Annotated in this window: 20 protein-coding genes and 1 pseudogene; 7 read left to right on the forward strand and 14 right to left on the reverse strand. The window is 62.4% G+C overall.

Translation table 11 applies throughout. From position 1 onward, the window contains the following. Positions 1–527: 527 nt before the first annotated feature. The 5 genes and pseudogenes from purL to P5703_RS16320 all read right to left on the reverse strand — a co-directional run bounded on the left by purL (position 528) and on the right by P5703_RS16320 (position 8,715). Entirely contained in the window at positions 528–4,424 is a 3,897-nt protein-coding gene (gene purL / locus P5703_RS16300) for a phosphoribosylformylglycinamidine synthase (RefSeq protein WP_125856710.1), read from the reverse strand. A 112-nt stretch (positions 4,425–4,536) separates the two neighbouring features. Continuing rightward, positions 4,537–5,304, reverse strand: coding sequence for an amino acid ABC transporter ATP-binding protein (locus tag P5703_RS16305; RefSeq protein ID WP_014596028.1), 768 nt, complete (start codon positions 5,302–5,304; stop codon positions 4,537–4,539). 9 nt (positions 5,305–5,313) lie between these two features. After that, positions 5,314–6,411, reverse strand: a complete 1,098-nt coding sequence (locus tag P5703_RS16310; RefSeq protein WP_013982039.1) for an amino acid ABC transporter permease — start codon at positions 6,409–6,411, stop codon at positions 5,314–5,316. A gap of 4 nt (positions 6,412–6,415) precedes the next feature. Further along, positions 6,416–7,600 (reverse strand): amino acid ABC transporter permease, encoded by a 1,185-nt coding sequence (locus P5703_RS16315; protein WP_264884457.1) that lies wholly within the window; start codon positions 7,598–7,600, stop codon positions 6,416–6,418. 87 nt (positions 7,601–7,687) lie between these two features. Beyond that, positions 7,688–8,715 (reverse strand): annotated as a pseudogene (locus P5703_RS16320) (amino acid ABC transporter substrate-binding protein). A 324-nt stretch (positions 8,716–9,039) separates the two neighbouring features. Here P5703_RS16320 and P5703_RS16325 point away from each other — a divergent pair. The 3 genes from P5703_RS16325 to P5703_RS16335 all read left to right on the forward strand — a co-directional run bounded on the left by P5703_RS16325 (position 9,040) and on the right by P5703_RS16335 (position 11,618). After that, a complete protein-coding gene (locus P5703_RS16325) occupies positions 9,040–9,696 on the forward strand; it encodes an alpha/beta hydrolase (RefSeq protein WP_017244350.1) in 657 nt (218 codons plus the stop codon). A 184-nt stretch (positions 9,697–9,880) separates the two neighbouring features. Beyond that, positions 9,881–11,311, forward strand: a complete 1,431-nt coding sequence (gene rhlB, locus P5703_RS16330; protein WP_041771663.1) for an ATP-dependent RNA helicase RhlB — start codon at positions 9,881–9,883, stop codon at positions 11,309–11,311. A gap of 151 nt (positions 11,312–11,462) precedes the next feature. Beyond that, entirely contained in the window at positions 11,463–11,618 is a 156-nt protein-coding gene (locus P5703_RS16335) for a hypothetical protein (RefSeq protein WP_162130029.1), read from the forward strand. Positions 11,619–11,622: 4 nt separating this feature from the next. Here P5703_RS16335 and moaE read toward each other — a convergent pair whose 3' ends face one another. The 5 genes from moaE to dmeF form a co-directional block, all read right to left on the reverse strand. Then, positions 11,623–12,081, reverse strand: coding sequence for a molybdopterin synthase catalytic subunit MoaE (moaE, locus tag P5703_RS16340; protein WP_017244352.1), 459 nt, complete (start codon positions 12,079–12,081; stop codon positions 11,623–11,625). 2 nt (positions 12,082–12,083) lie between these two features. Further along, positions 12,084–12,332 (reverse strand): MoaD/ThiS family protein, encoded by a 249-nt coding sequence (locus tag P5703_RS16345; protein WP_017244353.1) that lies wholly within the window; start codon positions 12,330–12,332, stop codon positions 12,084–12,086. Beyond that, entirely contained in the window at positions 12,329–12,799 is a 471-nt protein-coding gene (moaC, locus tag P5703_RS16350; protein WP_014596023.1) for a cyclic pyranopterin monophosphate synthase MoaC, read from the reverse strand. Before moaC ends, P5703_RS16345 begins: the two co-directional genes overlap by 4 nt. Before the next feature lie 102 nt (positions 12,800–12,901). Then, a complete protein-coding gene (locus P5703_RS16355) occupies positions 12,902–14,290 on the reverse strand; it encodes a PhoH family protein (RefSeq protein ID WP_011912354.1) in 1,389 nt (462 codons plus the stop codon). 259 nt (positions 14,291–14,549) lie between these two features. Next, positions 14,550–15,551, reverse strand: coding sequence for a CDF family Co(II)/Ni(II) efflux transporter DmeF (dmeF, locus tag P5703_RS16360; RefSeq protein WP_285588187.1), 1,002 nt, complete (start codon positions 15,549–15,551; stop codon positions 14,550–14,552). A gap of 135 nt (positions 15,552–15,686) precedes the next feature. Here dmeF and yaaA point away from each other — a divergent pair, with 135 nt between their 5' ends. The 3 genes from yaaA (at position 15,687) to P5703_RS16375 (ending at position 19,160) form a co-directional block, all read left to right on the forward strand. Further along, positions 15,687–16,466, forward strand: a complete 780-nt coding sequence (gene yaaA, locus P5703_RS16365) for a peroxide stress protein YaaA (RefSeq protein WP_017244355.1) — start codon at positions 15,687–15,689, stop codon at positions 16,464–16,466. A 740-nt stretch (positions 16,467–17,206) separates the two neighbouring features. After that, positions 17,207–18,652: a mannose-1-phosphate guanylyltransferase/mannose-6-phosphate isomerase gene (locus P5703_RS16370; RefSeq protein ID WP_279641613.1), complete on the forward strand. Its 1,446-nt coding sequence runs from the start codon at positions 17,207–17,209 to the stop codon at positions 18,650–18,652. Positions 18,653–18,938: 286 nt separating this feature from the next. Continuing rightward, a complete protein-coding gene (locus tag P5703_RS16375; RefSeq protein WP_014596020.1) occupies positions 18,939–19,160 on the forward strand; it encodes a hypothetical protein in 222 nt (73 codons plus the stop codon). A gap of 60 nt (positions 19,161–19,220) precedes the next feature. Here the strand turns inward: P5703_RS16375 and P5703_RS16380 are convergent, their stop codons facing one another. Genes P5703_RS16380 through purU form a run of 3 tightly spaced genes read right to left on the reverse strand, consistent with a single transcriptional unit; the run spans position 19,221 to position 21,791 of the window. Next, a complete protein-coding gene (locus tag P5703_RS16380) occupies positions 19,221–20,696 on the reverse strand; it encodes a helicase HerA-like domain-containing protein (protein ID WP_279639707.1) in 1,476 nt (491 codons plus the stop codon). A gap of 21 nt (positions 20,697–20,717) precedes the next feature. Next, entirely contained in the window at positions 20,718–20,924 is a 207-nt protein-coding gene (locus P5703_RS16385; RefSeq protein ID WP_011912348.1) for a hypothetical protein, read from the reverse strand. A gap of 15 nt (positions 20,925–20,939) precedes the next feature. After that, positions 20,940–21,791: a formyltetrahydrofolate deformylase gene (purU, locus tag P5703_RS16390; RefSeq protein WP_014596019.1), complete on the reverse strand. Its 852-nt coding sequence runs from the start codon at positions 21,789–21,791 to the stop codon at positions 20,940–20,942. 347 nt (positions 21,792–22,138) lie between these two features. On the opposite strand from purU, the gene mvaT reads away from it, so the two are divergent. Next, positions 22,139–22,519, forward strand: coding sequence for a histone-like nucleoid-structuring protein MvaT (mvaT, locus tag P5703_RS16395; RefSeq protein ID WP_014596018.1), 381 nt, complete (start codon positions 22,139–22,141; stop codon positions 22,517–22,519). A gap of 132 nt (positions 22,520–22,651) precedes the next feature. On the opposite strand, the gene sbcB is transcribed toward mvaT, so the two are convergent. Next, the gene (gene sbcB, locus P5703_RS16400) at positions 22,652–24,085 is read right to left on the reverse strand and encodes an exodeoxyribonuclease I (protein WP_013982021.1); all 1,434 of its coding nucleotides are present in this window, start codon (positions 24,083–24,085) and stop codon (positions 22,652–22,654) included. Between the last annotated feature and the right edge of the window lie 153 nt (positions 24,086–24,238).

Genomic DNA, 24,238 nt, shown 5'->3' on the forward strand with positions numbered 1-24,238 from the left:
TGCCAAGGTCCCTATTCTTGATGGGGGTCCACTCACATCCTTCCTTGTGAACTTCGTTGTCTCCGTGTTCGTCTTTTTCGAGATTCATGCAGTAGCGGGGCATGGCTCCATCCTCCTTGTGTGATATTTCTTTGATATCACGGCAATGATGTGCTGACCAGCCGTAGGGAACAAGAGCGTGCAAGAGGCGTTTTCGGCTATAGAAGACGACTGATAAAGGGTAGATATTTTGGTTAGAGATATTGGTTAGAAACTAGGCTCCACATCGCTCCTAACCATTTGATTTACAAGCATTTTCTCATTTTCGTAGAGAAACACAGCTTGTACATCGAACTCTCCATGCAGGTGAACCCGGCGGGCGCCAGACAGTGAGGTGGCAGCTTGCCATCAACGCAACTACCAAACGGTGCGGTGCGTCATAGCTGAGACGACAGCCGAGGCGCGCGGTTCATGGAACGGGTTCACAAGGGAAAAAGCCCGCTGACGCAAGCGTCGAGCGGGCTATCTGGTAGCGCTCAGCAGGACGCTCAGTCGACCCAGACCCGGGCGTTGCGGAACATGCGCATCCAGCCGCCGTCTTCCTGCCACTCGTCAGGGCGCCAGGAGTTGGTCACGGCGCGGAACACCCGCTCCGGGTGCGGCATCATGATGGTCACGCGACCGTCACGACTGCATAGACCGGTGATACCGCGCGGCGAGCCGTTCGGGTTGGCCGGGTAACGCTCGGTGACCTTGCCGTGGTTATCCACGAAACGCAGCGCCACGGTGCCGGACAGATCGGCCTGTAGCATGGCTTCCTCGCTCTCGAACTCGGCATGACCTTCGCCATGGGCGATGGCGATCGGCAGGCGGGAGCCGGCCATGCCCTGCAGGAAGATCGATGGCGAATCCTGCACCTGGACCATCGCCACCCGTGCTTCGAACTGCTCCGAGCGGTTGCGCACGAAGTGCGGCCAGTTCTCCGTACCCGGAATCAGTTCGTGCAGGTTGCTCATCATCTGGCAACCGTTGCACACGCCGAGGGCGAAGCTGTCCTTGCGTTCGAAGAACGCCTGGAAACCGTCCCGCGCGCGGGCATTGAACAGAATCGACTTGGCCCAGCCCTCGCCAGCGCCGAGCACGTCGCCGTAGGAGAAGCCGCCGCAGGCGACGATACCTTTGAATTCGTCCAGGCTGACGCGGCCGGAAAGGATGTCGCTCATGTGCACGTCGACCGCTGCGAAGCCGGCGCGATCGAACGCGGCGGCCATCTCCACCTGGCCGTTGACGCCCTGCTCGCGCAGCACCGCCACCTGGGGGCGCACGCCGCGCTTGATGAAGGGTGCGGCGATGTCCTCATTGACGTCGAAGCTGAGCTTGGCGCTCAGGCCTGGGTTGTCCTCTTCCAGCAGTGCATCGAACTCCTGATCGGCGCACTCGGCGTTGTCGCGCAGACGCTGGATCTGGTAGCTGGTCTCGGCCCACTGGCGCTGCAGCAGACGGCGCTCGCCAGCGAACACTTCATTCTCGCCGTGCCTGATCGACACATGGCCATTGTTCACCGGCTGCCCGATCACCGCGACGCAATCGCCCAATCCGGCCGCGCTGAACTGCGCCAGCACGATCTCGGTGTCATCCTGGCGCACCTGGAGCACCGCACCGAGTTCCTCGTTGAAGAGCAAGGCGGCGATGTCGTCGGCGCTGTCCAGCAGGCCGTCGAGATTCAGGTTCAAGCCACAATGACCGGCGAAGGCCATCTCCAGCACGGTGGTCAGCAGACCACCGTCGGAGCGGTCGTGATAGGCCAGCAGCAGACCGTCGGCATTCAGGCCCTGGACCACGGCGAAGAAGGCCTGCAGATCCTCGGCGTCATCGACGTCGGGCGCCTGACGGCCGATCTGGCCGTACACCTGAGCGAGGATCGAGGCGCCCATGCGGTTCTGACCACGGCCCAGATCGACCAGGATCAGGTCGGTGGCGCCCTTGTCCAGGCGCAGCTGCGGAGTCAGGGTCTGGCGGATGTCGGCGACCGGAGCGAAACCGGAGACGATCAGCGACAGTGGCGAGGTGACGCTCTTCTCGCCCCCCTCCTCCGACCAGCGCGTCTTCATCGACATCGAGTCCTTGCCCACCGGAACGGTGATGCCCAGTTGCGGGCAAAGCTCCATGCCGACGGCACGAACGGTGTCGTACAGCCGCGCATCCTCGCCCGGATGACCGGCTGCGGCCATCCAGTTGGCCGACAGCTTGATGTCGGAAATCTTCTCGATCCGCGCAGCGGCAAGGTTGGTCAGCGTTTCACCAATGGCCATGCGGCCCGACGCCGGGGCGTCCAGCAGCGCCAGCGGCGTGCGCTCGCCCATCGCCATGGCTTCGCCGGTATAGACGTCATAACTGGTCGCGGTGACGGCACAGTCGGCCACCGGCACCTGCCACGGACCGACCATCTGATCGCGCGCCACCTGACCGGTAATGCTGCGATCGCCAATGGTGATCAGGAAGCTCTTGCTGGCCACGGCGGGATGGCGCAGCACGCGAGTCACGGCCTCGGCCAGATCGACCGAAGCGGCGCTGAAGTCGTCACCCAGCTCGGCTTCGCGGCTGGCAGTGCGGTGCATGCGCGGCGCCTTGCCGAGGAGCACGTTGAGCGGCATGTCCACCGGCTTGTTGCCGAAATGGCTGTCGGCAACGGTCAGATGCGGCTCCTCGGTGGCCTCGCCGACCACCGCGAACGGGCAGCGCTCACGCTCGCAGATGGCCTTGAAGCGCTCGAAATCGGCCGCATCGACGGAGAGCACGTAACGCTCCTGGGACTCGTTGCACCAGATCTCCAGCGGCGCCATGCCCGGTTCGTCGTTGGGGATGTTGCGCAGTTCGAAACGACCGCCACGGCCACCATCGTTGACCAGCTCCGGAAACGCATTGGACAGGCCGCCGGCACCGACGTCGTGGATGAACTTGATCGGGTTGTGCTCGCCCAGCTGCCAGCAGCGGTCGATGACCTCCTGACAGCGACGTTCCATTTCCGGGTTGTCGCGCTGTACCGAGGCGAAGTCCAGGTCCGCCGAACTGGTGCCGGTGGCCATCGAGGATGCCGCGCCACCACCCAGACCGATCAGCATGGCCGGGCCGCCGAGCACGATCAGCTTGGCGCCGACCGAGATCTCGCCCTTCTGCACATGCTCCTCGCGGATGTTACCCATGCCGCCGGCGAGCATGATCGGCTTGTGATAGCCCCGTACTTCCTCGCCACGCGGCGTGTTGATCGCCTGTTCGAAGGTACGGAAGTAGCCGGTCAGCGCCGGACGGCCGAATTCGTTGTTGAACGCGGCGCCACCCAGCGGGCCCTCGATCATGATGTCCAGCGGCGTGACGATGCGCTCGGGCTTGCCGTACGGCTTCTCCCAGGGCTGCTCGAAGCCGGGAATGTTCAGGTTGGATACGGTGAAACCGGTCAGGCCAGCCTTCGGCTTGGCGCCGCGCCCGGTCGCACCTTCGTCGCGGATCTCGCCGCCCGAGCCGGTGGAAGCACCAGGGAACGGAGCGATGGCGGTCGGGTGGTTGTGGGTTTCCACCTTCATCAGAATGTGCACCGGCTCCTGGCTCGCGGCGTACTCGCGCGTCTCGGGATTCGGATAGAAGCGACCGGCGACGTTGCCGACGATGACCGCGGCATTGTCCTTGTAGGCCGACAGCACGCCTTCGCTGTGCAGCTGGTAGGTGTTCTTGATCATGCCGAACAGGGATTTTTCCTGGCTCTCGCCATCGATATCCCAGCTGGCATTGAAGATCTTGTGCCGGCAGTGTTCGGAGTTGGCCTGGGCGAACATCATCAGTTCGATGTCGTGCGGGTTGCGTCCCAGCCCGCTGAAGGCCTGCACCAGGTAGTCGATCTCGTCCTCGGCCAGGGCCAGGCCCAGCTCGACGTTGGCCTTCTCCAGCGCGGCGCGACCGCCGCCGAGTACGTCCACCGCCGTGAGCGGCTTCGGTTCGGCATGACTGAACAGGTTGGCGGCTTCCTCGAACCGGCCCAGCACCAGCTGCGTCATGCGGTCATGCAGCGCGGCAGCGACAAGCTGAGCATCGCTGTCGGACAACTCGCCCTGCACGTAGTAGGCGATACCCCGCTCCAGCCGCTGGATCTTCTCCAGGCCGCAGTTGTGCGCGATGTCGCTGGCCTTGCTCGACCAGGGCGAGATGGTGCCGAAGCGCGGCACCACCAGGAACAGCCGACCGGCCGGCTCCTGCACCGGTACGCTGGGGCCATACTTCAGCAGACGGGTCAGTACGTTCTGCTCATCCGCGCCAAGCGTGCCGGAAACCTCGGCGAAATGGGCGAACTCGGCATACAACCCGCTGACGGCGGGAACCTTTTCGGTCAGTTGTGCCAGGAGCTTGCCGTGACGGAAGGCGGAAAGAGCGGGAGCACCGCGCAGGATCAACATCGTCGGAACAGCCTCGGAGGGGGGAGCAGTCGGGGCGCGTATTCTAGCCCATGACGGCCAGCCGAAGACAGCCGAACGCCTTCCGCCCCGACGGTCTCCCCTTCGGCCTCGCTCAATGCAGGATCTGACTGAGGAACAGCTTGGTCCTGTCGTTCACCGGGCTGGTGAAGAACACCTCCGGCTCGGCCTGCTCGACGATTTCACCCTTGTCCATGAAGATCACCCGGTCGGCCACCGTTCGGGCGAAGCCCATCTCGTGGGTCACGCAGAGCATGGTCATGCCGCTTTCGGCGAGGCTGACCATGGTGTCCAGCACTTCCTTGACCATTTCCGGATCGAGGGCCGACGTCGGCTCGTCGAACAGCATGATCTTCGGCTTCATGCACAGGGCGCGGGCGATCGCCACGCGCTGCTGCTGGCCACCGGACAGCTGCCCGGGATACTTGTTGGCCTGCTCCGGAATGCGTACCCGCTCCAGATAATGCATGGCGACCTCCTCGGCCTGCCGGCGTGGCAGCTTGCGCACCCACATGGGCGCCAGCGTGCAGTTCTGCAGCACTGTCAGGTGCGGGAACAGGTTGAAATGCTGAAAGACCATGCCGACTTCGCTGCGAATCGCCTCGATCTGCTTGAGGTCACTGGTCAGCTCGACGCCGTTGATAACGATGCGCCCCTGCTGATGCTCCTCCAGGCGGTTCAGACAGCGGATGGTGGTGGACTTGCCCGACCCAGACGGCCCGCACAACACGATGCGCTCGCCCTGCCGTACGGACAGGTTGATGTCCTTGAGCACATGGAACTGCCCGAACCACTTGTGCACGCCCTGCATGCGGATGACCGGCTCGCTTGCCTGCCCGGCCTGCGCAATTGAATCATTCATATCTCACTCCTAACGCTTGTGGCCGGTGTCCAGCTTGCGCTCCAGGCGCATGGAATAGCGGGACATGCCGAAACAGAACATCCAGTACACCAGCGCGGCGAAGACATAGCCTTCGGTGGACATACCCAGCCAGGCCGGGTCCGCCGTAGCGCGCTTGATGCTGTTGAGGAAGTCGAACAGGCCGATGATGATCACCAGGCTGGTGTCCTTGAACAGGGCGATAAAGGTATTGACGATGCCCGGGATCACCAGCTTCAGCGCCTGCGGCAGAATCACCAGCAGCGTGCTGCGCCAGTAGCCCAGACCCATGGCGGCCGCCGCCTCGTACTGCCCTTTGGGGATCGCCTGCAGGCCGCCTCGCACCACTTCGGCGATGTAGGCGGCCTCGAAGAACACCACCATCAGCATCGCCCGCAACAGCTTGTCGAGGTTCATGCCTTCGGGCAGGAACAGCGGCAGCATCACTGACGACATGAACAGCACGGTGATCAGCGGTACGCCGCGCCAGAACTCGATGAAGGTCACGCAGAGAACCCGGATGGCCGGCATGTCCGAGCGTCGCCCGAGCGCCAGCAGGATGCCCAAGGGCAAGGCGCCGGCAATGCCCACCGCGGCGATCACCACCGTCAGCATCAAGCCGCCCCACTGACTGGTCGGCACCGTCTGCAACCCGAGGAATCCGCCATGCAGCAGCCAGTAGGCCAGCAGCGGATAGACCAGCAGGTAACCGATGCCGTAGCGCAGTTTGTGCGGCATCTGCCGCAGAAACAGTGGCGCCGCGCCGATGATCGCCAACCATGCCGCCGCATCGACCCGCCAGCGCAGCTCGGTGGGGTAGAAGCCGTACATGAACTGGCCGAAGCGAACCTGCACGAACACCCAGCAGGCGCCTTCGCGGCTGCAATCGGCGCGGGTGTCGCCGGTCCAGTCAGCCTTGAAGATCGCCCATTCCAGTACCGGAGGCACGATCAGCCAGAGCAGATAGAGCCCGACCAGGGTCAGCAGCGTGTTGATCCAACTGGAGAAGAGATTGGCCCGCAGCCAGCCGAGCGCACCGATGCTGATCGTCGGCGGCGGCAGGTCGGGCTTGAAGGAATGAATGGTCATGCGCTCACCGCTCGATCAGCGCAATGCGCTTGTTGTACCAGTTCATCAGCAGCGAGATGCTGATGCTGATGGCCAGATAGACACTCATGGTGATGGCCATGGTTTCGATGGCCTGCCCGGTCTGGTTGAGCACCGTGCCGGCGAACAGCGAGACCATGTCCGGATAGCCGATCGCCGCTGCAAGCGACGAGTTCTTCGCCAGGTTCAGGTACTGGCTGGTCAGCGGCGGCACGATCACTCGCAACGCCTGCGGCACGATGACCAGCCGCAGGACCTGCCCCGGACGCAGGCCGAGCGATGCGGCCGCCTCGGTCTGGCCATGGCTGACCGACTGGATGCCCGAACGCACGGTTTCTCCGATGAAGGCGGCGGTATAGACCGAAAGCGCCACCACGATCGACACCAGCTCCGGTATCACCACCCAGCCGCCGCGGATGTTGAAGCGCTGCAGCTCCGGCACTTCCCAGCTGAACGGTGCCCCGGCAACGAGCGTCACCAACCAGGGTACGGTGATGAACAGCCCGAGGCTCGTCCAGAACACCGGGAACATGCGCCCTGTTGCATGCCGTCGCGCCCGCGCCCAGCGGTGCAGCATTACCACGGCGACCAGCGCGACCAACAGCGCCAGCCAGAACGCCCAGAAGCCATCGGCAGCACTGGGCGCCGGCATCTGCACGCCACGATTGTTGACGAACACCGCATCCCACAGGCTCAGGCTGTTGCGTGGCCCCGGCAGCGGGCTGATTACGGCGAAATAGACGAAGAAGATCAGCAGCAGCGGCGGGATATTGCGGAAGATCTCGATGTAAAGCGTCGCCAGCTGGCGGATCAGCCAGTTGCTGGAGAGGCGCCCCACGCCGAGGATGAAGCCCATGATGGTGGCCAGGACGATCCCGATTACGCTGACCAGCAGGGTGTTGAGCAGACCGACCCAGAAAACGCGTCCGTAGCTGTCGCTTTCGCTGTAGTCGATCAGATGCTGGGAAATACCGAAGCCGGCGGCGTTGTTGAGAAAGCCGAATCCGGACGTGATGCCGCGATGGGCAAGATTGTTCTGGGTGTTATGAAACAGGTACCAGCCGAACGCCACCACTGCCAACACTGCAATCACCTGGAAGACCCAGGCGCGTACTCGTGGATCGGTCAGCAGCGAACGTCGGGGCGCGGTGCCTCTGGCGATCGAACGCATCGAAAATCCTCATACCGCACGGCCGACCCTCGCGGATCGGCCGTACTCATCCATGAAACGAGCCGGCACGAGGCCGGCCACGGAGGCTCAACGCACCGGCGGCGCGTACTGCAATCCACCTTTGTTCCACAGGGCATTGAGGCCACGCTCGATCTTCAGCTCACTGCCGGCACCCACGTTGCGATCGAAGATCTCGCCATAGTTTCCTACCTGCTTGACGATCTGGACGGCCCAATCCTTCGGCAGTCTGAGATCCTTGCCGTATTCGCCTTCGGCACCCAGCAGACGCGCCACGTCAGGATTCTTGGTGCTCTTAGCCATCTCCTCGACGTTGGCCGAGGTCACGCCGAGCTCTTCGGCATTGAGCATGGCGAACAGCGTCCAGCGCACGATATCGAACCACTCCTCGTCACCCTGGCGAACGGCCGGGCCGAGCGGCTCCTTGGAAATCACTTCAGGCAATACGACGTAGTCGTCAGGCTTGGCCAGCTTGATGCGCTGTGCGTAGAGCTGGGACTGGTCCGAGGTCAGCACGTCGCAGCGGCCGGACTCCAGCGACTTGGCGCTTTCGTCCGAGGTGTCGTAGGTGATGGGGGTGTACTTGTGGCCATTGGCGCGGAAATAGTCGGACAGGTTCAGCTCCGTGGTGGTGCCGGCCTGGATGCACACCGTGGCACCGTCCAGCTCCTTGGCCGAGGACACCCCAAGCTCCTTGTTCACCAGGAAGCCCTGTCCGTCGTAGTAGGTCACGCCGGTGAAGTTCAGCCCCATCGCGGCGTCCCGCGAGCTGGTCCAGGTGGTATTGCGCGACAGCACATCCACTTCCCCCGACTGCAGCGCGGTGAAACGCTCCTTGGCGGTCAGCGGGCTGTACTTGACCTTGGTAGCATCGCCGAACACGGCCGCGGCGACCGCACGGCACACGTCCACGTCGATCCCCTGGAATTGCCCCTTGGCATCGGCGAACGAGAAGCCCGGAAGGCCATCGCTGATACCGCACTGCACGAATCCTTTCTTCTGCACCGCATCCAGGGTCGCCCTGCCTGCGCCAGCCCGCTGATGCCCAGCAGTGACGCAGCACCCAGCGCAGCCAGTGTGGATTTCACCCTAATCATCGAAACCTCCAGTTTGCTTTCTTATTCTCGGGTTCGGGCCTGGCGCTTCGATGCCTTGACCAGCGAAGCGGCCGCAGCCTGACCTGAGTCTAGTCGTCCGTTGATGATCGGCAATGTTCTTTATTTCACTGCCTCGGCCCCGCTCGCGAGGGCCGTTCCGTTCAGAGCCAGGCAGCCAAAGCAAGCGGCATACCAGCTCGATGCGACGCCGCCTGCCACGCTCTACGGCGGGTTCAATCCGGTCGCAGGAGCGAGTACCCTCGCGCTATTTCCTCGCCCGCCTGCCCCAAGACGAGGCGACTTGCCCTGAACTGGAGCCGATCCATGAGCGAACCGCTGATCCTCGAACCCACCGCCAGCGCAGACGCCTGCGTCATCTGGCTGCATGGCCTGGGCGCCGACCGTTATGACTTCCTGCCAGTGGCCGAGGCCCTGCAACAGCGCCTGCACAGCACACGCTTCGTGCTACCTCAGGCGCCGACACGGCCGGTGACCATCAACGGCGGATGGAGCATGCCGAGCTGGTACGACATCCTCGCCATGAGCCCAGCCCGCGCGATCGATCGCGAGCAGCTGGAGGCTTCGGCACAGCAGGTCATCTCGCTGATCGAGGCGCAACGTGACGCAGGAATCGATCCGGCACGCATCTTCCTAGCCGGCTTCTCCCAAGGGGGCGCGGTTGTGCTGCACACCGCGTTTCTGCGCTGGCAGGGGCCGCTGGGTGGCGTCATCGCGCTTTCGACCTATGCGCCTACCTTTACCGAGCCGCCGGCGTTCTCCCCGACCGCGCTGCGGTATCCGGTGCTATGCCTGCACGGCAGCCGCGACGATGTCGTGCCCATGGTGATGGGCCATGCGGCCTATCAGGCTCTGCAGGGCGCCGGCGTCGCCGCGACCTGGCGCGATTACCCGATGGGCCATGAGGTACTGCCGGAGGAAATCCGTGACATCGGCGCCTGGCTCGCCGAACGCCTTGGCTGACCCGGCGCATCGAGCGCAAGCCAGGCGTGCGGCAATCGTGGCAGGCGGCGCGCCGCGTCACGCCTGCCTTCGTCGACCGGTGCCACCGCGCCGGCCGACCCCGCCGGGGCGGGAGGCTTCGCCAGGTTTGCGTCTTGCATTACACTGACGCGCGATTCTTTCCCAATTCGACGACGAGAAGACCGTGCTCAAAGCACTCAAGAAAATCTTTGGCAAGGCCCCGGACGAGCGGGCCGGCATACCCACCGGCGCCCCATCTGCCACTACCGAACGGCAACCCGACCCCGTGACGCAGCCGGGCGCGACGGACGAAACCCAGTCCAAGCCGCAACCCTCCCAGCGCAGCGCCGACAAACCACGCCGCCAGCGCAGCAGCAAACCGCCGAAACCCGCCGCGCCGGCCTGGAAGCTGGAAGACTTCGTGGTCGAGCCGGCCGAAGGCAAGACCCGCTTTCATGACTTCAAGCTCGCACCGGAGCTGATGCACGCGATCCATGACCTGGGCTTCCCCTATTGCACACCGATCCAGGCACAGGTGCTGGGCTACACGCTCAAGGGCCGCGATGCCATCGGCCGTGCACAGACCGGCACAGGCAAGACGGCGGCCTTCCTGATCTCGACCATCACCCAGCTGCTGGAAACGCCACCGCCCAAGGAACGCTACATGGGCGAGCCGCGTGCCCTGATCATCGCTCCGACTCGCGAACTGGTGGTGCAGATCGCAAACGATGCGCTGGACCTGACCAAGTACACCGGACTCAACGTGATGAGCTTTGTCGGCGGCATGGATTTCGACAAGCAGCTCAAGCAGCTGGAGTCGCGCTACTGCGACATCCTGGTTGCCACCCCCGGCCGGTTGCTGGACTTCAACCAGCGCGGCGAAGTCCACCTGGACATGGTCGAGGTGATGGTTCTCGACGAAGCCGACCGCATGCTCGACATGGGCTTCATCCCGCAGGTCCGCCAGATCATCAGGCAGACGCCACCCAAGAGCGAACGCCAGACCCTGCTCTTTTCCGCCACCTTCACCGACGACGTGATGAACCTGGCGCAGCAGTGGACGACCAACCCCGCCGTGGTCGAGATCGAACCGGAGAACGTGGCCAGCGATACCGTCGAGCAGCACGTCTATGCCGTTGCCGGCAGCGACAAGTACAAGCTGCTGTACAACCTGATCACCCAGAACGACTGGACGCGGGTAATGGTCTTCGCCAATCGCAAGGACGAAGTACGACGCATCGAAGAGCGCCTGACCAAGGATGGCATCAGTGCAGCGCAGATGTCCGGCGACGTCCCGCAGCACAAGCGCATCCGCACGCTGGAGGGCTTTCGCGAGGGCAAGATTCGCGTGCTGGTCGCCACCGACGTCGCCGGTCGCGGCATTCACGTCGACGGCATCAGCCATGTGATCAACTTCACCCTGCCTGAAGACCCGGACGATTACGTCCATCGCATCGGTCGCACCGGCCGCGCCGGCACCAGCGGCACCTCCATCAGCTTCGCCGGTGAGGACGATGCCTTCGCCCTGCCACCCATCGAGGCGCTGATCGGCCGCAAGATTCAGTGCGAAATGCCACCGGCAGAACTGCTCGCCCCGGTGCCGCGTTCCCGCTGACGAGTGCTTCATGGACGCGGCGCCGCTGCCGCGTCCGTCAGCGCTGCGGCACCACGCGCGCCCGCAGATGACCTGAATCAGGCCGGGGCCCAGCCGAAGCGGCTAGAGTTGTAGCCAGGTATCAGTATTCGGAGGTTCACCGATGGACAGCATGCACTGGCTTCTGACGCTCATCGTCATCGGGTTCGTTCTGCTCTGCGTGGGCTTCAACTACCGGGACAAGCAATGGGGCGTCGGACTGCTGAGCCTCGGCATTCTCACGATGTTTTCCACGCTGGCCTTCAAGATGTACATCACCTTCTATTGAAGGCTCAGCTTTTCTCGTTCCAACGCTCGGCCGCCAACTGATCACTGGCACGGCCTTCCACCCAGCGCGGGCCGGCCGAGGTGTTTTCCTTCTTCCAGAATGGCGCCCGGGTTTTCAGGTAGTCCATGACGAAGCGGCAGGCGTCGAAGGCGGCGTCGCGATGTGCACTCGCGGCCCCGACGAACACGATCGGCTCGCCTGGCTCCAGCGGGCCGACCCGGTGCAGTACATCCAGGCGCAGCAACGGCCAGCGCTGTTCGGCCTCCTGCACGATCTTCTCCAGCGCTTTTTCCGTCATGCCGGGCGCATGCTCGAGAAACATGCCGGCCACATCCTGCCCGTCATTGAAGTCCCGCACGTAGCCGACGAAGCCGGCGACCGCGCCGATTCCCAGATTGGCGGCATGCAGCGCGTTCAGCTCCGCGCCGGGATCGAACGAGCCCTGTTGAACACGAACCGCCATGCTCAACCTCCGGTCACGGTAGGAAAGAAGGCCACCTCGTCGCCATCGACAACGGCTTCACCGAGGCCACACAGCTCCTGATTGCGCGCGCACATCAGATTCTGCTCGCCGAGTACCTCCCAGACGCCACCACGCGCCAGGAGGTACTGGCGTACATCATCCACACTGCCGAACGATTCATCCCATTGGATGCGCTCGCCATCGCTGCCTAGGGTTTCCCGATAACGGGCAAAGAACTGAATCGAAATCATGCCTGCACCTGCCAATGCCCACTCTTGCCGCCCAGCTTCTCCAGCAGGCGCACCCCTTCGATCACCATGCCGCGGTCAACGGCCTTGCACATGTCATAGATGGTCAACGCCGCGACGCTGGCAGCGGTCAGCGCTTCCATTTCCACGCCCGTCTGCCCAGCCAGCTTGCATACCGCTCGGATCAGGACGCTGTCTTCGCCATCGGCCTGGAGCTCGACCTTGATGCTGGTCAGCAGCAGCGGGTGACAGAGCGGAATCAGTTCATGGGTTTTCTTTGCCGCCTGGATGCCGGCGATGCGTGCGACGGCGAACACGTCGCCCTTGGGATGGCCGCCCTGCTGGATCAGCTGAAGCGTCTGCGGCAGCATGCGGACGCGCGCCTCGGCCACGGCTTCGCGCGCCGTCACGGCCTTGTCGGTGACGTCGACCATGCTGGCCCGGCCTTGGGAATCGAGATGGGTGAGCATTCGGCGCTCCTGATCTGAAAATCAGGAGTCTACCCCAGCCGTCAGCGATGAGCCCGCCCCCATAAGAGGTACGACCGGGCATCGCTGATTGCAGGCCGCTGCTTACATGTGCGCTTCGGCGTACTCCGCCAGTACCGAGCGCGGCACACCCTGCAGGGTGATATGCACGCCGTGGGAGAAGTCCTTGAAGCGTTCGGTGAGGTAGGTCAACCCTGAGCTGGTCGCGGACAGATAGGGCGTATCGATCTGCGCCAGGTTGCCGAGACAGACCACCTTCGAGCCGTTGCCCGCGCGGGTGATGATGGTCTTCATCTGGTGCGGCGTCAGGTTCTGGCACTCGTCGATCAGAATCAGGCTCTGCTGGAAGCTACGGCCGCGGATGTAGTTCAGCGATTTGAACTGCAACGGCACCTTCTGCAGGATGTAATCGATGCTGCCGTGGGTGTTCTCGTCGTCCATGTGCAGCGCTTCGAGATTGTCGGTGATCGCCCCCAGCCAGGGCTCCATCTTCTCGGCCTCGGTGCCGGGCAAGAAGCCGATGTCTTCGTCCAACCCCTGCACGCTGCGGGTGGCAATGATGCGCCGGTAGCGCTTGCTGACCACGGTCTGCTCGATGGCCGCCGCCAGCGCCAGAATGGTCTTGCCCGAGCCGGCGGCGCCGGACAGGTTGACCAGATGGATATCCGGATCGAGCAAGGCGAACAATGCCAGCGCCTGATGGATATCACGCGGGCGCAACCCCCAGGCTTCCTGATGCAGCAATGGCTCCTGATGCAGGTCGAGCAGCAGCAGTTCATCGGCCTTGATGCCCTTGATCCAACCCACGAAGCCCTGCTCGTCGATGATGAATTCGTTGATGTGCACCGCCGGCAGGTTGTCGATCAGCTGGACGCGATGCCAGGTGCGCCCATGGCCCTGGTGGGTCTCCACCTTGCTCACCCGGTCCCAGAAGGAGCCACTGACACTGTGATACCCCCGCGACAGCTGGCCGATGTCGTCGACCAGTTGATCGGTGTGGTAATCCTCGGCCGCCACCCCGCAGGCTCGCGCCTTCAAGCGCATGTTGATGTCCTTGGTCACCAGCACCACGGGGACCTCGGGCCGCTGTTTGCTGAGCCTGACCACCTGATTGATGATCTTGTTGTCGTTCAGGTCTTCCGGGAGTGCGATGGAGTCGCCGCCCTTGCTCATCAGGATCGAAAGGCTGCCGGATGGGCCGCTCTTGCCACGTTGGATCGGCACACCCAACTCGACTTCTTCCGGCGTGGCATCGCCCAGCAGCTTGTCGATCAGGCGGATCGCCTGGCGGCACTCGGCCGCCACGCTGTGCTTGCCGGTCTTGAGCTGATCGAGCTCCTCCAGCACGGTCATGGGAATGGCGACCTGGTGTTCCTGGAAATTCAGCAAGGCGTTGGGATCGTGTATCAGGACGTTCGTGTCGAGGACGTAGAGCGTGGGCTGGGTGGCGCGAGATCTGCCGTAGTCATCCATACCGATCACCTTCTTCTAGGGTCAGAAGCGAAGCGGATAAGCGCTCCGCCGCAGAGTGACCGCCGTGCGATTGGGGGTGAGCGGACGAGGGAAGCCGGTGGATTCGGGGCTGCCCAGGAGCCGCCACCTGTGTCGCAGGGTTCGGCGGTCTGAACTTGGTAATACCGTAAAACTTATGACAGGCAAAAGACTTTTCCGTTGAACACGGCTTTTTTTCACGAATCGACCACAGGGCCTTGGCTCGCGGCTTTCCTGCGCGTTATTGTCGAGAATCAAGGTGCGCGCTTTCGCCGCAGCGATTCACTTCGGCGGTGATGTGCACCAGCTGCGCAAAGGGTTGCAGCGCCGCCTTGTAGCGGTCGGCCGTGTGGGGCTGATGCGTCACCACGCTCAGGATGCAGCTGTACTGCGATCGCCCCACACGCCACAGATGCAGGTCGGTGACCTCCGTGTCGGGCACCCGTTCAAGCGCCTCGCGCACCTTGCCCACCAGCGGGTCATCCATCTCACGGTCCAGCAGCGCCTTGGCCGTATCGCGCAACAGACCGCGGGCCCAGACGAGAATCACCAGGGCGCCGATGATGCCCATCGCCGGGTCAAGCCAGCCCCAGCCGAAGAGCTTGCCGCCCAGCAAGGCGATGATGGCCGCCACCGAGGTCAGGGCATCGGTCAACACATGGATGAAGGCTGCATGGCGGTTGAGGTCCTTGCCTGGCGCACCGTGTGCGTGCGCATGACCCCGCTCAGCATGGCTATGGGCATCATCGCCGTGGCCGTGGCCGTGGCCGTGGCCGTGGCCGTGATCATGCTGGTCCCGCAGCAACCAGGCCGATAACAGATTCACCAGCAGGCCGACGACCGCAACCACCAGCGCCTCATCGAAGCCGATCGCCGCCGGCGCCCAGAAGCGCAGCAACGACTCACCGATCATGAACAGCGCCACCACCACCAGCAGCAGCGCGCTGGCGAAACCGGCCAGCACCTCGATCTTCCAGGTGCCGAACGTGAAACGATGATCCGCCGCATAGCGCCGCGCCAACAGATACGCGAGCGCGGCGAGGCCTATGGCGACCATGTGCGAGGCCATGTGCCAGCCATCGGCGAGCAATGCCATGGAGTTGAACCAGTAACCGGCGACGATCTCCAGCAGCATCGTCAGACCGGTGAGAATCACCACCGCCCATGTCCGCCGTTCCGAGCGGCGCTCGAGCGGGCGGTAATCATGTGGCGGTTGCCATTGCGCGTGATTGCAGTCAGACATACGAACTCCTAACTTGACTGGCACTAGCTTGCGCCTTGCCCCACGGGCAAGGTCAACACCGGAGGCTATGGCGCCCATAGCTGGAGACTCGCCGGCCGTGCCCCTACAATCGCGCCATCAGAAAGGAGACCTTGCATGCTGATGGTGATTTCCCCGGCCAAGACACTCGATTACGACACACCCCCGATAACCGAACGCTTCACCCAGCCCCAGTACCTCGACCACTCACAGCAGTTGATCGAATTGCTTCGTCGCTACTCGCCGGCGCAGATCAGCGAACTGATGCACCTCTCCGACAAGCTGGCAGCGTTGAACGTTGCTCGCTACGGCAGTTGGACACCGGCGTTCACCCCGAGCAACGCCAAGCAGGCGCTGCTCGCGTTCAAGGGTGACGTCTATACCGGACTCAACGCCGATGACTTCACCGAAGACGACCTGCTGTTCGCGCAGAAGCACCTGCGCATGCTCTCTGGACTCTATGGCCTGCTGCGGCCGCTGGACCTCATGCAGCCCTATCGCCTGGAGATGGGCACCAAGCTGACCAACCCCCGCGGCAAGGATCTATACGCTTTCTGGGGCGAACGTATCAGCGACTGGCTGACCGAAGCGCTCGCCGATCAGGGCGATGACGTGCTGCTCAACCTGGCGTCCAACGAATACTTCAGCGCGGTCAAACGCAATGCGTTGAATGCGCGCATCATCAATGTCGATTTCAAGGACATGAAGAACGGCCAGTACAAGATCATCTCCTTCTATGCGAAGAAGGCACGAGGCCTGATGGCTCGCTGGATCATCAAGGAGCGCATCAGCACCCCCGATCAGCTGTCGGCATTCGACTACGAAGGCTACCGCTACAGCGCGAACGACTCCTCTGCCGATCACCTGGTTTTCCTGCGCGACGCCAGCGACCAGTAATCCGGCTTCGGTGGATGGCGCGACGTCACGCCATCCATCTCCCACGCCGCCCTCCTGCATTCCAGCCAGCCCCTCTCGCGGCTCGTCGAGTCCAACCCCGCCATCGATCACACACCGAGAACCCGTCGAAAAAACTCAGCGATCAACGGTAGTCGGCGCGGGAACTATCGAGCACAGCTGGCAATCATAAGCGCGTACCGACAATTCCAGGTGGAAAGGGACGTCGCACATGAACGTGCATAGGGTAATCAAACTTGCAAACCGCTCCGTTCCCGGTCGCGCCGCGACCCCGGCGGTAGCGCAACCTCGAGCAGCGATGCTGCCGGGCATCAGGCCAATGGCCGAGGCGTCGAGCAGTGCCAGCGCGGCACCTCGCATGACAAACGCCGAGCAAGGCACGAACAGAGGGTTACGGCCATGCAAACGCACCGCCCCTATTGGACGCGCAACATACGCCACGCACCACTCCCGACGATGGCGTCAGTCAACTCGTCATTGGTCAGCCACAGGCACGCATCAACTGGCAGCGCGCAACAGATAGCGCACGGCCTGAGCGCGATGGCCCGGTAACTCAGCAAACCAATGAATACAGATTTCCAATCCCGGAGCAGCGCTTCGGGACAGAGCGGATTTCGTTCCGGCGATTCCCTTGCGAATGAACACGAAACGAGCGGTGCAGCCAGGTGGGCTGCCCCATCGAACAAGTAGAACGACCTTCGAAACGATTCAGGAGAAGCAATATGATCCCGGTTATTCTTTCAGGTGGTAGCGGCTCCCGACTGTGGCCCCTCTCCCGCAAGTCGTTCCCCAAGCAGTTCCTTGCACTGACTGGCGAACAGACATTGTTCCAGCAGACTGTCGAGCGCCTGGCCTTCGACGGCATGCAGCAGCCTTTGCTGGTGTGCAACAAGGACCATCGCTTCATCGTCAAGGAGCAGCTGGCGGCTCGCAAGCTGGGCGTCCAGGGCCTGCTGCTCGAGCCTTTCGGTCGCAACACGGCACCCGCCATCGGCATCGCCGCGATGAAGCTGATCGAGGAAGGCCGCGACGAGCTGCTGCTGGTCCTGCCGGCTGACCATGTGATCGAAGACCAGAAAGCCTTCCAGCGCTCCCTGGCGCTGGCCACCAATGCCGCCGAGAACGGTGAGATGGTGCTTTTCGGCGTGCCGCCGACCCGTCCCGAAACCGGCTACGGCTACATCCGTGGCAGCCAGGACGCCAATACCAATCTGCCGGATGGCATCAAGCGCGTCGCCCAGTTCGTCGAGAAGCCGGACGAAGCGCGCGCCCAGAGCTATCTGGAGTCGGGCGACTATTACTGGAACAGCGGCATGTTCCTGTTCCGCGCCAGTGTCTTCCTGGATGAACTGAAGAAGCACGACCCGGACATCTACGACACCTGCTGGGTCGCGCTCGAGCGCAGCGTGAAAAACGGCGACGAAGTGCTGATCGATCCGGCCACCTTCGCCTGCTGCCCGGACAACTCCATCGACTACGCCGTGATGGAAAAGACTCAGTTGGCCTGTGTGGTTCCGATGTCCGCCGGCTGGAGCGATGTCGGCTCCTGGTCGTCGATCTGGGACGTGCACGAGAAGGACCAGAATGGCAACGTGCTCAAAGGCGACGTGATCGCCGAGGACTCGCGCAATTGCCTGGTCCACGGCAATGGCAAACTGGTCACGGTGCTGGGTCTGGAAGACATCGTGGTCGTGGAAACCAAAGACGCCATGATGGTTGCGCACAAGGACAAGGTGCAGGACGTCAAGAAACTGGTCAGCAAGCTCGATGCCCAGGAGCGCAGCGAGACCAAGAACCACTGCGCCGTGTACCGCCCCTGGGGCTGGTACGACTCGGTGGACATGGGCGGTCGCTTCCAGGTCAAGCGCATCTGCGTGAATCCGGGCGCCAGCCTCTCGCTGCAGATGCACCACCACCGTGCCGAGCACTGGATCGTGGTATCCGGCACCGCTCAGGTAACCTGCAACGACAAGACGTTCCTGCTCACCGAGAATCAGTCGACCTATATTCCGATCACTTCGGTGCATCGCCTCGCCAACCCGGGCAAGATTCCGCTGGAAATCATCGAAGTCCAGTCCGGCAGCTATCTGGGTGAGGACGATATCGAGCGCTTCGACGATGTTTACGGACGCGCCGAACAGAGCAACGAGGCCAAAGTGGCGCGATAGTTGTTCTCGGTGCATTGAGGAAAACCCGCTTCGGCGGGTTTTCTTTTTCCTGGCCCGGTAAAGGATAGCGAGGCATACTTCGCAACTGATCGGCATGACGTTTTTTTTCGAACCAGTCCTCGCTTTTGCCGCTTGCTCCGCAATTGTTTAAATCTTTTAAATTGACCTCATTTCTTGCAGGCATATGCTGGCCATGCAGTCGGCAAACAGTGGTTACAAACTGGCCATGCAATCATTTGCTGACTGCCACGTCTCAATTCAAATCATCCAACACAGGTTTTATTACGTGACCAAAGACGAACTGCGCGCAGAACTCGAGCGCCAGGCTCAGCGTTTTACCAATATCTACGGTGGTGAAATAACCACTTACGCCGCTGAACGCGAGCCCGAACGCAAACCGTGGCGAAAGAAGCCCACCGTGCTCGATCAGGTTTTTCAACAGGAAGTTCAAAAGCTGGAACAGGCGAAGCGTGCCGATTGTGACGGCGCGATTACACCGCCGGCCTAACCGCAGCATCTCAAGCGTACGAACATACGCAGTGCGTGAATTGCGGCCGGAACGAAACCGTCAGCGCTTGCCGCCCAATAAAGAGCCCAGCAAACCTCTGGCCAACTGCCGCCCCAACTGGTTCGCGGCCTGGCTTAGCGCACTCTTCACTACACGGCCAGCTAAATCACTCAATTCACTGCCAGTCTTGTTCGTCTCGCGACGAGGCTTGTTTGCAGTTTCACGCTCCTGCTCGACGTTCTGCGTTGCCCGGGCACTCAGCATCTCGTAGGCCGACTCCCGATCGAAGGGCTTGTCGTAGCGACGCCCAAGACCGGAGCGCGCGATAAGTGCCGCGCGTTCGGGTTCGCTCAGCGGACCAATGCGCGAATGCGGCGGGGCGATCGCGACGCGCTGCACCATCGCTGGGGTTCCCTTTTCCTCGAGACCACCGACCAGCGCCTCACCGATTCCAAGCTGGGTCAGCACATCGAGCGTCGAGAATTCCGGGTTGGCGCGAAAGCCGTCCGCCACCGAGCGCAGCGCCTTCTGCTCCTTGACCGTGAACGCCCGCAGCCCGTGCTGGATGCGCAGGCCCAGCTGAGCCAGCACCGTATCCGGAAGATCGCCCGGAGACTGCGTAACGAAGTAGACGCCCACGCCCTTCGAGCGAATCAGCCGTACCACCTGCACCAGGCGTTCCTGCAGTGCTTTTGGCGTATCACCGAACAACAGGTGCGCCTCGTCGAAGAACAGCGCCAGCACTGGTCTATCGGCGTCGCCCCGCTCCGGAAGCTGCTCGAACAGCTCGGCCAGCAACCAGAGCAGAAAGGTCGCGTAAACCTTGGGCGCCTCGTGAACCAGCGTGCTTGCATCGAGCAGATGGATGACACCGCGTCCGTCGGGCGCCGGCTGCAGGATATCTTCGAGCTGCAATGCAGGTTCGCCGAACAAGGCTTCAGCACCCTGCTGCTCCAGCGTCGCCAGGCGCCGCAACAAGGCCTGCGACGAGGCCGCGGTGAACAGCGCGCTGTCCTCGCCCAGCATCTGTGGTTCAGCCTTGAGGTGGGCGAGCAGCGCCTTGAGGTCTTTCAGGTCGAGCAGCAACAGCCCTTCGCGATCCGCCACCTTGAAGGCCGCAAAGAGCGCCGATTGCTGACTATCGGTCAGTTGCAGCAGATTGCCGAGCAGCAGCGGCCCCATTTCGCTCAGCGTAGTACGCAAGGGATGGCCGCTACGACCATGTACGTCCCACAGGGTGACCGGGTACGCCTGCGGACGATGATCGAGCCAGGGCATGCTGGCGATCCGCTCGGCGATCTTGCCTTGAGGCGAGCCCGCGGCGCCCAGCCCGCACAGGTCACCCTTGATGTCCGCGGCGAAGACCGCGACCCCGGCATCACTGAACTGCTCGGCCAGCCGTTGCAAGGTCACCGTCTTTCCGGTGCCGGTGGCGCCGGCGATCAGGCCATGCCGATTGGCAAGACGCAGGGACTGCACGCTGGGTTCGCCGTTGGCGTCCGCCCCCAGCAGCAGATGATCAATCAATGCGTGCATCCGTCAGCTCCCAATCGCCAGCTACTGTTCAGGTTCGCTTTCGCCATCTTCGGTGTTGCCTGAATCGCACGGCACCTGCTCACGGCGCAGCTGTGCCCATAACTCCACCGCCCCAGCGAATTCCGTGCCCTGCTCGGGCGATAACGCCTCCGGGTCGTAGCGCTGGGTGCAACCACTGCCGATGACCGGCGGCGCCTTGGCCACGACACGCTCGAAAGGATCTGCCACGGCGCCTCCGGACTGTCAGTTGAACACGAGGGTCTTGTTGCTGTGTACCAGCACGCGATCTTCCAAGTGATAGCGCAGGCCGCGGGAAAGCACCATCTTCTCCACGTCCTTGCCGAGGCGAACCATGTCCTCGATGCTGTCGCGATGACTGACGCGGACCACGTCCTGCTCGATGATCGGCCCGGCATCGAGCTCCTCGGTGACATAGTGACAGGTCGCCCCGATCAGCTTCACACCCCGCAGCGAGGCCTGGTGATACGGCTTGGCGCCGACGAAAGACGGCAGGAAGCTGTGGTGGATGTTGATCACCCGCTGGGCGAATTCGTCGCACAGTTCGGCAGGCAGAATCTGCATGTAGCGCGCCAGCACTATCACGTCGGCACGCTGTTCGCGCACCAGGCGCGTCACTTCAGCGAAGGCCTCCTGCTTGTTGGCAGGATCGACGGGGACATGGAAGTATGGAATCCCGTGCCACTCGACCATGCTGCGCAGATCGTCATGGTTGGAAATCACGCAAGGAATGTCGCAATCCAGCTCGCCGCTGTGCCAGCGATGCAGCAGGTCGGCCAGGCAATGCGATTCACGGCTCGCCATCAGAACCACGCGCTTGCGCCGCTCGGAGTCGGTGATACGCCACTCCATGGAAAACTCGCGGGCAATCGGGGCAAAGGCCTGACGGAACCCGTCGAGGTCGAACGGAAGCGAATCAGCGCGGATTTCATGGCGCATGAAGAACCAGCCGCTCTGGTGGTCGGAATGGTGGTTGGCTTCCGTGATCCAGCCATTGTAGGTGGCGAGAAAGTTACTGACCTTGGCAACAATGCCAACGCCATCGGGGCAGGCAATCACCAGCCTGAAAGTGCGCATTAACGGTTACTCCGACACGAAGGAAACGCGGCATTCTATCCCAGCAGACAAAAGCACAGCCATCGCGTTAACGCCGGCGTTGGATTGAGAAGCCACGCAACCCCGCCGGCACGATTCAGCTGTCCGGTTATTTGGACACGCCTTGGAAACAATCGAAAAAACTTGCCCGATAAAACAGAAATTACGTTTGTTTAAGCTTGTCGAAAGCTGTCCGCGCTGGCCCTTCGGTACGCATGAAATATCCCTACAAAAAGTGCCCCGCTTTTTTATCCATCTATATTTACTTGCCCATTACGCAGGACTATGATTGCTGACACTTGCGTTCAAACCTAATCCAAGGAAGTCACATGTCACTGATCAACGAGTATCGCGCCACTGAAGAGGCCATCAAGGAACTTCAGGAGCGACTGAAGTCCCTTTCCGAAGATGACAAACTGAAAAAGGAACTGGAGTTCGAAGGCAAGCTGCGCGAACTCATGGGCGAATACCAGAAGTCGCTGCGCGACATCATCGCCCTGCTCGATCCGGATGCCTCCCGCAACAGCAAAACTCCACGTGCGGCGAAAGCGCCGGCCGCCAGCAAGCGCGCACGTCGCGTCAAGCAGTACAAGAACCCGCACAGCGGTGAAGTGATTGAAACCAAAGGTGGCAACCACAAGACGCTGAAAGAATGGAAAGCCCAATGGGGCTCCGACACCGTGGAAAGCTGGGCCACTCTTCTGGGCTAAGCAATACCAGGGTTATAAAGAACGCCGCTTCCCGACGTTATTGATCGACGTCGACAAGCGGCGTTTTTTATTGCGCGCTTCCCACCCGTAACAGCCGCTGCTCTTTTTCGATAGCCAACCGGGCCGGACGCGCTAGTTGCACCCGTAACGCTCACCCAAGGCGCGCCCGTATTCACGCCACTGCTGCAATAGCTGCTGCTGCGCCGGGGTGGCAGTGAGCATGAACTGTTGTATATCCGCCTCGAACTGCGCAAGGGTATTGGGCGCGCCGGCTATCTCGCCGCTAAGGCGCTGTTGGCAGAACCGTTGCCACCTCACCCGCTCTTCAGCCGATAACGCTTCCGGAAAGTTGCGCGCGCGATAACGGAACAGCAATTCCTCTAACCGTACATCATCGAAGTGGCACTGTTGCCGAGCGAGCTCTGCCGGCGCCATCTCGCGAATCCGATCGCACAGCCGCCGATCGCGCTCGCCCAGAAAGCCGTCATAGAGTTGCTGTTCCGGATCGTCCACACCGATGAACCCCTCTTCGCGGTACACCTCGTCCAGCTTTGGGCTCCACACGTGGCGCTGTTCGCGTAGCGCGTCAGCACGTTCGTGGCACGCAGGCAAGTCCAGCTCCAGACGCTGGATATCCGCCTCGCGCAAGACCTTGAGCGGCGCCAGGACCGGGCACTTGTTGATGTGCACGAGCTTCAGCGGGACCGGTAACTCGCCCTCGGCCAGCTCGTCGCGACGCGTGTAGAGCCGCTGTCGCAGCGTTTCCGCGCTTTCCAGCCATAACGGCCGCACCTCGGCTTGCAGATCGCAAACGATCAGCGCATTGCGGTTGCGCGGATGCCAGGCCAGCGGCAGCACCACGGAGAGGAAATGCCGGGCAGCCGAGAAGCGTCCGGACACGTGCACCAGCGGCTCCAGCAGGGTGACCTGCTCGAGCACCGCATGTTTGCGACGCAGATTGAAGAGATATTCGTACAGACGCGGCTGCCGCTCACGAATGAGCCTGGCGAGGCCGATGGTGGCGCGCACATCGGACAGCGCGTCGTGGGCGTTCAGATGTTCCAGCCCATTGGCGGCACTCAAACGCTCGAGCTTGAGCGTCACCCGCCCGTCGTCTTCCGGCCAGCCAATTCCTTCCGGGCGCAGCGCATAGGCGGTACGCACCAGATCGATCAGGTCCCAACGGCTGTTGCCGCCCTGCCATTCGCGTGCATACGGATCGTAGAAATTGCGGTACAGGCTGTAGCGGGTCACTTCGTCGTCGAAACGCAGGCTGTTGTAGCCGGCGCCGCAGGTTCCGGGAGTCGACAATTCCCGATGCAAATGATGAACGAACTGGGCCTCGCACATCCCCTTCTGCTGCAGAACTGCAGGCGTGATTCCCGTGACCAGGCACGCGGCGGGATGGGGAAGGATGTCGTCGCCGGGTCGACAGTAGATGTTCAGCGGCTCGCCGATTTCCTCGAGCGCCTCGTTGGTGCGGATACCGGCAACCTGCAAGGGGCGGTCGCGGCTGGGCGATATGCCTGTGGTTTCGAAGTCGTACCAGAAGATGCTTGGAGTCACGGGAGAGTCCTTCTCGATCAGCACAGCAGTCTAACAGCTGCGACATGCCCATCGCGGTGAGTCAGGAAGTGCCCCGCTCTGCGAACGGCATCCTGCAAGGGAGCAGGCATTTCGCCATAATCCGTCCCACTTTCGGTGCCCGGCCGGTCATCT

It is taken from the genome of Stutzerimonas sp. FeSN7 (assembly GCF_030263795.1).
GTDB classification, from domain to species: Bacteria; Pseudomonadota; Gammaproteobacteria; order Pseudomonadales; family Pseudomonadaceae; genus Stutzerimonas; species Stutzerimonas stutzeri.